Origin of the sequence: Vibrio floridensis (assembly GCF_021852965.1) — a bacterium.
GTDB lineage: Bacteria > Pseudomonadota > Gammaproteobacteria > Enterobacterales > Vibrionaceae > Vibrio > Vibrio floridensis.
Map to the genome: position 1 here is coordinate 36,799 of NZ_JAKGCY010000008.1, position 13,047 is coordinate 49,845.

Annotated in this window: 16 protein-coding genes and 1 other RNA gene; 8 read left to right on the plus strand and 9 right to left on the minus strand. The window is 47.9% G+C overall.

Annotation, left to right across the window (positions count from 1 at the left end; all coding sequences use genetic code 11):
• Positions 1 to 17: 17 nt before the first annotated feature.
• The 4 genes from LZU85_RS13220 to rpoE are packed head-to-tail and all read right to left on the minus strand — an operon-like array spanning position 18 to position 2,685.
• Entirely contained in the window at positions 18 to 488 is a 471-nt protein-coding gene (locus LZU85_RS13220) for a SoxR reducing system RseC family protein (RefSeq protein WP_237287248.1), read from the minus strand.
• A complete protein-coding gene (gene rseB, locus LZU85_RS13225; RefSeq protein WP_176298476.1) occupies positions 485 to 1,462 on the minus strand; it encodes a sigma-E factor regulatory protein RseB in 978 nt (325 codons plus the stop codon). Before rseB ends, LZU85_RS13220 begins: the two co-directional genes overlap by 4 nt.
• The gene (locus tag LZU85_RS13230) at positions 1,459 to 2,079 is read right to left on the minus strand and encodes a sigma-E factor negative regulatory protein (protein WP_237287249.1); all 621 of its coding nucleotides are present in this window, start codon (positions 2,077 to 2,079) and stop codon (positions 1,459 to 1,461) included. Before LZU85_RS13230 ends, rseB begins: the two co-directional genes overlap by 4 nt.
• A 27-nt stretch (positions 2,080 to 2,106) precedes the next feature.
• Positions 2,107 to 2,685: an RNA polymerase sigma factor RpoE gene (gene rpoE / locus LZU85_RS13235; protein WP_038941456.1), complete on the minus strand. Its 579-nt coding sequence runs from the start codon at positions 2,683 to 2,685 to the stop codon at positions 2,107 to 2,109.
• Between the two features lie 351 nt (positions 2,686 to 3,036).
• On the opposite strand from rpoE, the gene nadB reads away from it, so the two are divergent.
• Positions 3,037 to 4,644 carry an L-aspartate oxidase gene (gene nadB / locus LZU85_RS13240; protein ID WP_176298474.1) on the plus strand — a complete coding sequence of 536 codons (1,608 nt, stop codon included), beginning with the start codon at positions 3,037 to 3,039 and terminating at the stop codon, positions 4,642 to 4,644.
• 12 nt (positions 4,645 to 4,656) lie between these two features.
• Here nadB and LZU85_RS20995 read toward each other — a convergent pair whose 3' ends face one another.
• On the minus strand, positions 4,657 to 5,007 hold the full coding sequence (locus LZU85_RS20995) for a hypothetical protein (protein WP_336886310.1): 351 nt from the start codon (positions 5,005 to 5,007) through the stop codon (positions 4,657 to 4,659).
• 43 nt (positions 5,008 to 5,050) lie between these two features.
• Positions 5,051 to 5,311, minus strand: coding sequence for an FAD assembly factor SdhE (locus tag LZU85_RS13245; RefSeq protein ID WP_011151170.1), 261 nt, complete (start codon positions 5,309 to 5,311; stop codon positions 5,051 to 5,053).
• A gap of 196 nt (positions 5,312 to 5,507) precedes the next feature.
• Between LZU85_RS13245 and ygfZ the strand changes: the two genes are divergently transcribed.
• The 3 genes from ygfZ to LZU85_RS13260 all read left to right on the plus strand — a co-directional run bounded on the left by ygfZ (position 5,508) and on the right by LZU85_RS13260 (position 7,779).
• Positions 5,508 to 6,482: a tRNA-modifying protein YgfZ gene (gene ygfZ / locus LZU85_RS13250; protein WP_176298473.1), complete on the plus strand. Its 975-nt coding sequence runs from the start codon at positions 5,508 to 5,510 to the stop codon at positions 6,480 to 6,482.
• Positions 6,472 to 6,984: an aminoacyl-tRNA deacylase gene (locus tag LZU85_RS13255; RefSeq protein WP_053542048.1), complete on the plus strand. Its 513-nt coding sequence runs from the start codon at positions 6,472 to 6,474 to the stop codon at positions 6,982 to 6,984. Before ygfZ ends, LZU85_RS13255 begins: the two co-directional genes overlap by 11 nt.
• Positions 6,985 to 7,572: 588 nt before the next feature.
• Positions 7,573 to 7,779: a DUF1107 domain-containing protein gene (locus LZU85_RS13260; protein WP_011079489.1), complete on the plus strand. Its 207-nt coding sequence runs from the start codon at positions 7,573 to 7,575 to the stop codon at positions 7,777 to 7,779.
• Between the two features lie 80 nt (positions 7,780 to 7,859).
• On the opposite strand, the gene LZU85_RS13265 is transcribed toward LZU85_RS13260, so the two are convergent.
• From LZU85_RS13265 to LZU85_RS13275, 3 genes are read right to left on the minus strand one after another with little or no spacing between them, the layout of a single operon-like run.
• Positions 7,860 to 9,092: an FAD-dependent 2-octaprenylphenol hydroxylase gene (locus tag LZU85_RS13265; RefSeq protein WP_176298472.1), complete on the minus strand. Its 1,233-nt coding sequence runs from the start codon at positions 9,090 to 9,092 to the stop codon at positions 7,860 to 7,862.
• Between the two features lie 13 nt (positions 9,093 to 9,105).
• Entirely contained in the window at positions 9,106 to 10,281 is a 1,176-nt protein-coding gene (ubiH, locus tag LZU85_RS13270; RefSeq protein ID WP_237287250.1) for a 2-octaprenyl-6-methoxyphenyl hydroxylase, read from the minus strand.
• 14 nt (positions 10,282 to 10,295) lie between these two features.
• Entirely contained in the window at positions 10,296 to 10,871 is a 576-nt protein-coding gene (locus tag LZU85_RS13275) for a YecA/YgfB family protein (protein WP_237287251.1), read from the minus strand.
• Between the two features lie 246 nt (positions 10,872 to 11,117).
• Between LZU85_RS13275 and zapA the strand changes: the two genes are divergently transcribed.
• The 4 genes from zapA (at position 11,118) to rpiA (ending at position 12,931) form a co-directional block, all read left to right on the plus strand.
• Complete coding sequence (gene zapA / locus LZU85_RS13280) at positions 11,118 to 11,429, plus strand: cell division protein ZapA (RefSeq protein WP_176298469.1); 312 nt, start codon at positions 11,118 to 11,120, stop codon at positions 11,427 to 11,429.
• A gap of 5 nt (positions 11,430 to 11,434) precedes the next feature.
• A non-coding RNA gene (ssrS, locus tag LZU85_RS13285) (6S RNA) lies at positions 11,435 to 11,619 on the plus strand.
• Positions 11,620 to 11,622: 3 nt separating this feature from the next.
• Positions 11,623 to 12,222, plus strand: coding sequence for a 5-formyltetrahydrofolate cyclo-ligase (locus tag LZU85_RS13290; RefSeq protein ID WP_011079484.1), 600 nt, complete (start codon positions 11,623 to 11,625; stop codon positions 12,220 to 12,222).
• 52 nt (positions 12,223 to 12,274) lie between these two features.
• Positions 12,275 to 12,931, plus strand: coding sequence for a ribose-5-phosphate isomerase RpiA (rpiA, locus tag LZU85_RS13295; protein ID WP_011079483.1), 657 nt, complete (start codon positions 12,275 to 12,277; stop codon positions 12,929 to 12,931).
• Positions 12,932 to 13,047: the final 116 nt, after the last annotated feature.

Here is a 13,047-nt window from a genome sequence, read left to right on the forward strand (position 1 = left end):
TGTGGGCGCATCATAATTTAGGCGATAGGTTCACCAAAGACTCGAATCAACTCGACCTGAGCAGCACTTTTCTGCTCAAGCGGCTGAGCCAGTTTTTTGGCTAAGAGGATGCCGATAAACGCAAAAAGCATCGAGGTCAGTACCACCGCCCCCTCTCCCATATCTAACCATGGGGAAAGCACCAGATGGCCAAACAAAGCCCCCAGCAGCATCGCAACGATAGGCAACAGATAAACCAACATCGCCGATTGTAGAAGGCTTTGCTCCGGAATGCCGATTTCAACCACCTGGCCCACTTTTAAGATTCGAGAGGTCTTAAGTTGCCAATGTAAGTTTTTGTTACCAAAGGCTTTACTGACAACCCCAGTACCACAGCTTTTTTGCGATGAACAGCTGCTGCAACTGGTTTGCTGCTCACAACTTAACGCAATTTGGTAGCCACTCTCATGTTGAGTGACTTGGGTAACGGTGGCCAGTGCGGTCATCATTGCGGTTTTGCCTTACTCTGGTTAACTTCAGCCGTAAAGGTGACCGATTGAGCAATACGCTGAGCGGTGGCTGGTGGAATATCACCCACCACAGAAATTTCATGTTTACCCACCACCACACTATGTAACGTGCGACGGCCTTGACGCACTAGCTGGCCTTTCAGCGAATGATCGTCTTTTTCTGCAACATAAACAGAGAAACTAAACAAACCATCCGTGAAAAGTTGGCTTTCCACCATTTGATCCGTCAAGGCCAAGCGATAACGACTTAGGTCGTTGGCAACAAATCCTTCCGGAGTCCATGACACACGCCAGTTGCTCTTCTCCACTTCCCCTTTCGGTAAAGTCAAAACAGCAGGTAACTGCACATCTTCAAGACCACTCATTAGGTCGGCAATTTTCTGATTCACGGTGTATGTAATGGCACGATACTGCTCAATCACTTCCCCGTCACGATCCACCAGGTCTGCGCGTAAAGGCAGCTTGCTCTGCTCATCAATCCAAACCACGTAGGAGTAACGTAACCCATCTTTCGGCACAATACGGATCACTTGCGTAGGAGAGCCGGCTTCACGTGCTCGGCCGACTTGTACGTAATCATAAAACTTGTGCAGTTGCTCAATGTCACTGCCTAACATAGGCATGACCGGGGCAACCATTTCTCCGGCTTGAATGGTAAACGGCTCCACACCAGGCTCTATATAGCTGACTTCATGGCCACGTTTAATCACTTCGCGTACAGGCCCACTAAGATAAATCAGATGCGCATACTGCTGCGCTTCTTTACTGGCATGTCGATACAGTAACGGCTCTATGCTGTTTTTTTTGATAAGAATATAAGCTAACTCATAGCTCAAATTTTGGCTGGCTTCGCTCATTTGATGCAATAAAGCCTCCGCCGGCTTATCGCTGGCAAAGGCTTGGGGAGTCATCACACTGAACAGAGCACAGACACTGAACAGGAATTTCTTCATTCAATTTCCGATGTAGATTGCTCACCTGCGATATGAGATGAGTCACTATTTAATCTTAGCTGGAGCTCATAATCACGTAACATAGCATGAACGCGTTTACGCTGCTCTTGAATTGACGATTCGCTCATCGACTTTTCGACTGATTCACGTGTCAAACTCACTGGCTCAGCACTGCCGGCAAACGGAATGGTCTGCAACACAGGTAATTGATCCGCTTGAGGCGCCGCGGGATCACTGCCACCGTATTGTTGCACGCCGAGGATGACCGCAAGGGACACACACGCCGCAACGGCCACTTGGCCAAACTGAGACAACCACGCTGGTAACTGCCTTCTTGCCTGTTGTGGCAAAGGTTGTGGCTCTGGAGGCATCTGAGTAAGCTCGATGACTTTTTGCTGATGTAAACTGTGCGCGGGTTCGTTTTCCAACGCTAATGCGACACTTTCAGCAATATTCCACTCGGGCTGTTGCGGTGCTTCACCACGCATAACATCACCGATTAAGTGGTAATTGCGCCAAGAGGCCAAAACGTCATCGTCTCGAGCGATCTCTTTGATCAAAGCCTTATCGACAATTTCGCCATCCATGAGCGCCGAAAGCTTTTCTTTGTCAGCCATTCTAATTCACCATTGTTGTTACTGGTACTAGCGTTGCAAAAGAGGTTGAATTTTCTTTTCCACCGCCTCACGAGCACGGAAGATACGCGAACGTACCGTTCCTACAGGGCAATCCATTACTTCTGCAATTTCCTCATAACTCAAGCCATCAAGCTCTCGCAGAGTCATTGCTGTTTTTAAGTCTTCTGGTAACGCATCGATCGCACTAAAAACCACTTGCTTCAACTCATTGGACAACGTGAGGTTCTCAGGGTTCGAAATTTCTTTCAAAGCGTTACCTGTCTCATATAATTCAGCTTCATCAGCATCCACATCACTGGCGGGTGGCCTACGGCTCTGGGCAACAATGTGGTTTTTCGCCGTATTCACTGCGATGCGATACAACCAAGTATAAAAGGCACTTTCACCACGAAAACTTGGAATAGCTCGGTAAGCTTTAATAAAAGCCTCCTGCGCTACATCAGGGACATCGCCAGGATTACTAACGTATCGGGAAATAAGATTGCAGACTTTGTTTTGGTATTTCACCACCAAAAGATTGAATGCTTGCTTATCGCCACTCTGAACTCGCTCAATCAATACTTGATCGGTCAACTGCTCGTTCATTCGAGCGGATACTCCTATTCGTTATGCTCCATACATTTCAGATATGAGCAATAATTATGCAAAATGTAGTATTGACACCACTGCTTACTTGAGCACTATTGTGACTTGCGCTCGTCAAGAAAGTTCCCAATTAAGTGCATTTTTTTGTCAAAAATTTAGGCGCAATGTGATGTAATAAACACTCTCTGTCGCTGATTTTGGAGGGACAGAGTAAGAAAAGCAATGGCATTAATTTCAGATAGCCTTTTCTTACCGGTGCAAACTGGTGTTTTTGCGTGTACTGGAAGCACATGATGTGCGGATTTATACAAGGTGGCCAGTGCCACTTTAGACCGGGATTTTGAAAATTTTATGAACGCAAACCGTGAACATGAATGTGATGTGTTAGTGGTGGGCAGCGGAGCTGCTGGCTTGTCGTTGGCCTTGCGCGTCGCTAATCACTGCAAAGTGATTGTGCTTAGTAAAGGACCACGTAGTGAAGGGGCGACTTACTACGCCCAAGGTGGCATCGCTGCTGTTTTCGATGAGTCAGACAGTATTGAATCACACGTTCAAGACACTCTGATTGCCGGAGACGGTATCTGTGAAGAAGCGACGGTAAAGTTTATCGCTGAAAACGCCAAAGAGTGTGTGCAGTGGCTCATTGATGGAGGTGTGCCCTTTGACCGTGAGGAAGACGATTCCGATGACCAACCTCGCTACCACTTAACCCGCGAAGGCGGTCATAGTCATCGACGCATCTTGCACGCAGCCGACGCAACGGGCATGGCGATGCAGACCTCGCTGCAAGATAACGCTCACAACCACCCTAATATTCATGTTTTAGAGCGCCACAATGCCCTTGATTTGATCACCGAAGACAAAATCGGCGGTGACAAGAAAAAAGTGATCGGTGCGTATGTCTGGAACCGAAACGAAGAACACGTAGAAACGGTCCGAGCCAAATTTGTCGTGCTCGCGACAGGCGGTTCATCGAAAGTGTATCAATACACCTCTAACCCAGACGTCTCTTCTGGAGATGGCATTGCCATTGCTTGGCGTGCCGGATGTCGCGTGGCAAACATGGAGTTTAACCAATTCCACCCAACCTGTTTATACCACCCAGAAGCTCGTAACTTCCTCCTCACCGAGGCACTGCGTGGTGAGGGTGCCTACCTACGCCGTCCGGATGGTTCTCGTTTTATGCCAGATTTTGATGCGCGCGAAGAACTGGCTCCCCGAGATGTCGTGGCTCGCGCAATTGATTTCGAAATGAAACGTCTTGGCGCTGACTGCATGTACCTCGATATCAGCCACAAACCCGCTGAATTCATTACCAAACATTTCCCGATGATCCACTCTCGCCTAATGGATTTAGGTATCGACATGACCAAAGAGCCAATCCCTATCGTGCCCGCTGCGCACTACACCTGTGGTGGCGTCATGGTCAATACTCAAGGACAAACGGATCTCGACAATCTCTATGCCATTGGTGAAGTGAGCTATACTGGCCTCCACGGTGCCAACCGAATGGCGTCCAACTCCTTGTTGGAGTGCGTGGTTTATGCTTGGTCTGCGGCAAAAGACATCGTGAAAAAGCACAAAGAAGTAACGCTTCCACCAAGCTTGCCGAGTTGGGATGAGAGCCAAGTGACCTGCAGTGATGAAGAAGTAATCATTCAACATAACTGGCATGAACTTCGTTTGTTCATGTGGGACTACATGGGCATCGTTCGTACTGATAAGCGTCTTGAGCGCGCACTGCGTCGCATTCAAATGTTGCAACAAGAGACGCATGAGTACTACAGTAACTTCCGCGTTTCTAACAATTTGCTCGAACTGCGTAACTTGCTGCAAGTCGCGGAGCTGATGGTACGTTGTGCGATGCAAAGGAAAGAGAGCCGCGGTTTACACTATACTCTGGATTACCCTGAGCAACTTGAAAACAGTGGCCCGACGATTTTGACGCCAGAGTCATAATCGCACCAGGCATTACAGGGAGTCGTTTGGCTCCCTTTTTTGTTGCCATTGCGTCAAAATTAATTGCAATTGCCGGTAACTGACATCATCGCAACTGTCTTTCCACAATAACAAACGCTCTCCATCATTCAGTCGAACAGAAACAAACCACCACAAAAAGTGTCGATTCACCGAAGTAAGGTAACGTGTTGTTTGGTGTTGTTTCACCGAACCAGAGCGATACACTCTCACCACTCCAGTCAGTGACGGATTGAGAAGTTCTGTAGACCAACCGGACCGCATCAAAAGACAAGTGAGAGGGAAAAAGAGCACCAAAGGAAGGGGCGAAAAGAGCAACGCCCAAACCAAACAAGCGCAAAGCATGCGGTTCACTATTTGGGCGTTCCGTGAGATCTTGAGGCTAAGGTTAACGAACCTTACTGAGGTTGTGTGCGACAATTTTATCTACCATTGACGCATGACCAAGATTCTCACTTCGTCCATGCCCCATCACCCAAGTAAACAAATCGGGATCATCGCACTCCAATAAAGAGACAAAATCACGTTGTTCTTGTTCGCTGAGCTTATCAAAACACTCTTCAAAGAAAGGCATAACAACCACGTCCAACTCCAACATGCCACGGCGACATGCCCAGCGGATACGTGCTTTTTCTTCTGTAGTGTACATCGGCTATTCCCCACCAAAGTATTTATAATTTAGCGCGGAGTGTAACAAGGCTACCGATTTGCCACTAGTAGATATGTCACAAACTGAGTAGCAATCGCATCTCAACAAAGGGAAGCCCCTACATTTCCTCTGCTGACAAATGGTCACTTGCAGATTAACATACCTCAACAAATCGACTTTATGGATAGCGAATAACATGCAATCGACTCAACCAATCCAACGATGCGCGCTTGGCAGCCAACAAGCGTTACCAGAGCTCGCCGTCAGCTTATTAGATAATCTTGGTCTGATAACCATGACAGGTAACGATAAAAAATCGTACCTTCAAGGTCAGGTGACTTGCGACGTCGTTTCCTTAGAAGCGGATCAAGTGACTTGGGGCGGCCACTGCGATGCAAAAGGCAAGCTGTGGAGTGCCTTTCGTCTGTTTCATTACGCCGATGGCTACGCAATGTTGCAAGATAAGTCAGCCATTGACGTGGAGTTGCGTGAACTCAAAAAATACGCCGTCTTTGCCAAGGTTGAAATCAATGTTAGCGATGCCATCTTGCTGGGCGTTTGCGGTGTACAAGCGGAACAAGCCATCGCGAAACTGACCAACAATGCAGAGGCGGCAGTGGTAACCTTTGCCCAAGGGACAGCGGTAAAGATCTCACCACAGCGCTGGTTATTGGTCGTAGATGCAAACCAACAAGATGAAGTGCTTGCCATGTTGGCGACAGCACTGTTGTGTGACCACGCTCTTTGGGATCTTTACGATATCCTAGAAGTCGCTCCACGCATCCCTGCTTTTGCCCAAAATGAGCACATTCCTCAAGCGGTAAATTTGCAGGCGGTGAATGGCATCAGCTTTAAAAAGGGCTGCTACACAGGCCAAGAGACCGTTGCACGAGCCAAATATCGTGGCATCAACAAGCGAGCTCTGTATCGCCTCTCCGGCGCCATAGCACCATCAGCCACAGAGGCAACGATCAGCTTGGAACGCAGTGTGGGTGATAACTGGCGCGCGGCTGGTGAAGCCTTGGTGAGTTATCACTTTGATGATGGACGAGCGACCGGACTTTTTGTGCTACCAAATGACCTAGAGCCCGAGACGCAATTTCGCCTAGCAGGTCAAAGTGAGCAATTGTGGCAACGAGAGCCCCTACCGTATTCCCTCGATGACGAATAGTGATTTGTCCACAGCATTGACCCGCTACCTTGATGAGCAACAGGTGCCCTATCGTCTGTTGCCTCATCAAACACCAGCCACCACCATCGAAGACGCAGCCAAACAGCGGGGGATTCGTCCTGCGCAAATGGTCAAATGCATTTTGCTGCGTGATATGAGTGATCGCTATGTACTGGCGTGTGCACCAGGCGATCGCGCTGTTGATCCGAAAAAAGTCAGAGCATTAATGGATTATCGGCGCATGACCTGTGTTGACAGTTCGCAAATTTATGCAATTACAGGATATCAACTGGGCACCGTGACTCCCCTGTTACTGAAAACCCCTATGCCGATTGTCTTTGACCATGCACTCCAAGCGGAGTCGATGGTCACCATCAGCAGCGGAAACAATATGGCAGGAGTGGCTTTATCGTTAACAAGCCTAGCTCAACTCAGCACCCCCATCTGGGCTGACATTTGTCGTTCTAGTGAGCTAGGCACATTCCCAACACACCAAAAGTAATCGATTGCGCTCACAATTTGTGATCAACTTCAAATCAACAGAAAAATCCCAATGGGATTTTTAGTCACATTAAAAACATAAATAGTCACAGCGATTATTTTAGGATAACCTGAATTTGTTGATTGACCGCTCAATGAGCGTTCAGTTGACCCAAGTGAATCCACTGACCTTAGTCAGGAAATCCACTTTTGTGTAATGCATCTGTGACTATTCGCCCGCTGTTGCGGGCTTTTTTTTAGGCTCCAACCTATTCGAGTGAATCTTTTCCCCATAAATAGCCACCTCATAGTGCGTAACAAATAATTACCAACTATTCTTATTCTTGTAACAAAACTATTGCTTAATGCGTCACGTAAAACATGAGTGACCATGATTCGAAAAGAGACAGATAACGTTAAGGTTCCGTTTGCATGACCATTTTGAGCTTAACCTCACTAAATTGAGGACAATTATGGGGAAATTTGTCTAGCTCAGCACAATTATCTAAACACGAAAGACTTAGCTCTATTTTAATCCAGAGATGTCACACATTTAAGTCACAGTAACTGTTAGACTAGCGGAGCTGATTGAGAAAAAAGGAAAGTAAGTATGAGACTGTTTAAGCGCTATACACCAGGTATGATTGCTAAACACGTGAGTCGACTATTTAAGGGAAGAATTTACATTTACGGCGTAGGAAAATTTGAGTTTGATAATGGTAAATTGATCCTGCCAGCAAAAGCTGAGCAAAAGCATTTTCAAACCGTGAAAGAAGTCAATCAGGAGATCATGAAGCTGCGCTGTGCCTACGCTTAATTGTCTTGTCGATAAAACAAGATAACCAACTGAATTCAAAAAAGAAAGGGCTAATTTTCAGCCCTTTCTTTTTATTCTCACTATGAGCGACTCAGCTCTGGTTGACGACGTTTCGCCAACTCAGGAAGCTCGCCATCCAATCCCAACGCACGTCTCATGATTTGATCTTTAGCGCCCGGAAGGTGCCCTGCCATTGTCAAACCAACGCCACGTAAGAACTTTTTCAATGGATTAGAGCCGGAAAACAACTCTCGAAAACCCTGCATCGCGGCAATCATTTGCGCCGCTTCCGCTTTACGCCAACGCTCAAAACGACGCAGGTTGCGCTTGGCGCCAATGTCTTCACCTCGTTGCCAAAGCGCGAGGATCTCTTGCGCCAGACTGGCAGCGTCGAGCAAGCCCAAATTCACGCCTTGCCCCGCCAAAGGATGGATTGTGTGTGCAGCGTCACCAATCAGGGCGACACGCTCTTTGACAAAATCTCGAGCAAAACGCATTTTCAGTGGTACGCTAAAACGCTCCCCAACCACTTCGCACAGTCCCAAACGCATATCAAATTCGGCACTCAGCGCCTTATTGAACTCACTGTCTGACATCGCCATCAAACTCGTTGCGCGCAGTGATTCAGTCGACCACACAATCGAGGTCATGTTCTCTTCAGACATTGGCAGAAAGGCCAAAGGTCCTTGAGGAGTAAAAATTTGACGTGCAACTGAGCAATGTGGCTCGACGGTGCGAACATTGGCTACGATCGCAGAATGGCCATAATCCCAATGAGTTAGCGGGATATCCTGCTGACGTCGAACCCAAGAATTGGCGCCATCTGCACCAACCACCAATTTGGCCGTGAGCGCCTGACCATTGTCGAGCGACAACCACACTTCGCTCTCTCCTACACTCATCGATTGACACTGACAAGGCATCAGCACCATCACATTATCCAGCTTGTTGACCTGCTCCAAAAGTGCCAGTTGAATGACGCGATTTTCAACAATATGGCCCAGATCCGGCTGTGCCATCGCATCCGCACTAAAGTCAATGTGGCCAAAACTGTCTTGATCCCACACTTCCATCGCCACATAAGGAGAGGCTCGTTTTTCCACAATGGATTGCCAAGCCCCCAGATTTTTTAAGATATGTTCGCTGGAACGACTGAGCGCGGAAACTCTCACATCCGGCAGTTCATTCATTTGCAGATTTGGAGCCTGCCCTTCAATCACTGCTACACGCAAATCACTGTCTTTAAATGCCGCCGCCAGTGCCAGTCCCACCATGCCACCGCCAACGATCGCCACATCCACACTTTGTATCATTTTGTTTTACTCGCTATCGGCTCACCAGACCTAATGTCTGGCGTAATAGTGGCTGTTTCAGCCCAGAAAGATTATCCATCATCACTAGCCCGAGGTTGCGAGCCACTCTGAGTGCAAGGTAATCATTAGAGAAAAGGTGTACCAAACTGGTCGTCATCCAAATGGTGTTTTGTCGGTCACCACAACGGCGCTGCTTAAAGCGCATAAGAGAAGAATACGCCCCAACATCATCAAGCTGCTTGGTGATCTCTTCTGCCAATGAGGCCACATCGCGAATACCAAGATTAAACCCTTGTCCTGCAATCGGATGTAAGGTTTGCGCCGCGTTACCTACCACCGCAAAGCGATGAGAGATGTTCTGTTCTCGATGACGTAATATCAGCGGATAACTCGCTCGCATACCCACTTTTTGCATTTGACCTAACCGCCAACCAAACTCTCGCTGCAAACGTGCCAAAAATTGCTCTTCAGATAACAACATCACCTGCTCAGCCAAATCCGGAGGCAGACACCATACCAAAGACATGCGATTGTCAGACATCGGCAGCAACGCGACTGGACCATGCTCAGTAAAGCGTTCAAACGCACGCCCACGATGCGCCTGTTCTGTCACGACATTAGCAATGACAGCGGTTTGTGCAAAATCATGCTGCGCAAGGGGCATGCCCAGTTGCTGGCAACAGTTGGAGACTGCCCCATCAGCGGCCACCAGCAGTTTTGCCTGCAGCGTTTCTCCATTATTCAAATGCACCGCAACGCTATCCGTGAATCGCTCCACGCGTTCCACTGCGGCAGGGGTGTAGAGGGAAATGGACTCACAACGCTGCAATAACGACTGATAGATACGCCCAACATCCGCCAGCTCCACCACATAACCCAGTGCGTCAACGCCAACTTGTTGCGCGGAAATATAGGTCATTGCCAGATGAGAGCGATCAGAAACGTGAATATCCGTAATCGGCGTGGCACAAGGCGCTATCGATGACCAGAGTTGGAAACGACGCAAAATATCAACGGTGCCATATGAGAGTGCTATTGAGCGAGAATCGAACCCCGGGTGACTGGTATCAACCTGATAAGGTTCGACAACCGCGACGTTCAATTTATTATCCGTCAGGTGCGAAAGAGCTAAAGCGAGCGTCGCCCCAGCCATTGCTCCGCCAGCAATTACAACATCATATTGCGTCATTTCCGCCCCTCAGATTAGTGAATGGTCGGGGTTTCAGAGGAAGACGTTTTGGCGCCAAACTCTGCATGGATCAGCAACGCACACGCTTTAACATGTTCAATAACGTGTTCCAGCAGCTCTGCTTGCTCTTGCAAATCGTCGTCTTCATCAACACCGAGACGAGCCATCTCCTCGAGATCCGCCAATGCTTCTTTCGCCTCTTCTGACGCGTTGTTGAGTGCTGCTCCCGCTAAACCCAAACCAGAAATATAATGATTTACCCAATCAGAAAGAGCGTCCGCCAGCGCAAAAATGGCTTCTTCACCTTCAAAGTTTGGCAACAACAGGTTTAACACCATTTCATCACTGGTTAACTGAGCTGAAGTCACGTTAAACAACACTTGCGCCTGTTCCAACGCTGCACTCGGCCACCCCATGCCATCATTGGTATAATCAAACAACATTGGCTGCCAACTTTGACCTTGCTGTGACAAACCACCACTGATCATACCTGCAAGTAATCCATGCAATTCCGCTGGAGTTACCGCCAGAGTGGCCATTTTCATTTCATCAGCAACGACTTGGTAGCTTGGAAGTTGATTTTTACTCATTGTCTTTCTTCATAGTGATCATCTGTGGGGAGTAATCCTACCATTTAGCGCCTTGAGCGAAAACGATGATAAACGCGTTTTCTGCATAGCAAATGAGCAAATTGTCCAATAACTGACTTCTTGTTGTCACATTTATCTCAAGACGTTGTGAAATGCTTGAATCTTGATAGCGCTTTACCTATAGTTTGTTCCTCAGTCGTTGTTGAGTACAGCATCTCAGTTCGCGCGTTATAGAGTTAATCCATCATGAGCAACCAAGCGGTAGACGTTGAAATTCTTGGCAAAATCACCCGTGTTAACTGTCCTTCAGGACAGGAAGATGCATTGGTTGCCGCAGCAAAAGATCTTGACTCCCGTTTGAAAGAGATGAGTGAGCGAACTAAAATTACTAATGAAATTCAGTTACTCACCTTTGCTGCCTTGAACATTTGCTACGAGCTAAATAGCAAAAGTAGCCAAAGTAATGAGCAACAACAACTGATGGTTGAGCGCATGGAGCAGCTAACCACGTCGCTAGACCAAGCGTTAACAAAAGTCGCGCATGGATCGCCGCAGTAAAGAATTTTACCCTGGAGTGTTTGTCAGCGGGATTGACGTCCCTGAGCCGATAAGCAACACCAAAGGGTTGGTACTTGATCGCTATTGAGCAAGCTTGGCCCGTACCGAGAAGCCTACGGTAATCATTGCCGATCCGCCTTGAACCAGCTGGTTCAAGGGCCAAAATCCGCAACGGCACTCTGGGGTATCCTCTATGCAAAACCTTTCCCGGCAAGACATCCGCACACTTATCCGCCAAAGACGCAATCAATTATGCAGTGATACTCAATATCAAGCTGCGCTGGATTTGACAGCCCACTTTGCCCAGCTCGATGAACTCACTGACGCGCAACACATCGCCCTCTATCTTTCTGCTGACGGAGAGCTCGATACCAAACCGTTGATTGAATGGCTTTGGGAGCTGGGTAAGCAAGTGTATCTCCCGGTCATCCATCCTTTTTCCAAAGGGCAGCTTCTTTTTCTGCACTACCATCGCCACACCGATTTGATCTACAACCGCTACGGTATCCTTGAGCCCAAGCTTGATAAACGTCATATCATCCCACTCGCAGAGCTTGATTTAATTTGTACGCCACTGGTCGCCTTTGACAGCACAGGGCAAAGGCTCGGTATGGGCGGCGGCTACTATGATCGCACCTTAGAGCGTTGGTTTCGCACTGGCTTAGGTGCTAAGCCTATCGGTATCGCGCATGATTGCCAGCATGTTGAGCAGCTACCTTGCGAAGTTTGGGATATTCCTTTGCCTAAGATCGTGACCCCAAGCCAAATCTGGCAATGGGAAAACGACGTTTAACTCGTTATAATCGCGCGGCACAAACTATCCTTCATCAATTCAGGAGATGAGCATGACTCAAGATGAAATGAAAAAAGCCGCTGGTTGGGCAGCGCTCAAGTATGTGGAAAAAGGCAGCATTGTTGGCGTAGGAACGGGCTCAACGGTTAATCACTTCATCGATGCTCTTGGAACCATGAGTGAAGAGATCAAAGGTGCGGTATCCAGTTCTGTTGCATCAACAGAAAAACTTGAAGCGCTAGGCATTAAAATTTTCGACTGCAATGAAGTCGCATCTTTAGACATTTATGTTGATGGCGCGGACGAAATCAACGCCGATCGTGAAATGATCAAAGGCGGTGGCGCGGCGCTCACTCGCGAGAAGATCGTTGCGGCGATTGCGGACAAATTTATCTGTATTGTTGATGGTACAAAGGCTGTCGATGTTCTTGGGACCTTCCCTCTTCCTGTTGAAGTCATCCCAATGGCTCGCTCATACGTTGCGCGTCAACTGGTTAAACTTGGTGGCGATCCTTGTTACCGCGAAGGGGTGATTACTGACAACGGTAACGTCATCCTTGATGTTTACGGTATGAAGATCACCAATCCAAAACAACTGGAAGATCAGATCAACGGCATCCCAGGTGTCGTCACTGTCGGCCTATTTGCTCATCGCGGTGCTGACGTGGTCATTACCGGCACTCCAGAAGGTGCCAAAATTGAGGAATAAATAGCTGGTTTTACGCTATTTTCCGTTATTTGATTACAGACGGCGCCCAAGGGCGCCGTTTTTTATGACTTTCTTGAAGAAAATTATCTCTTATTCCGTAATTTTCTTACCCAAAA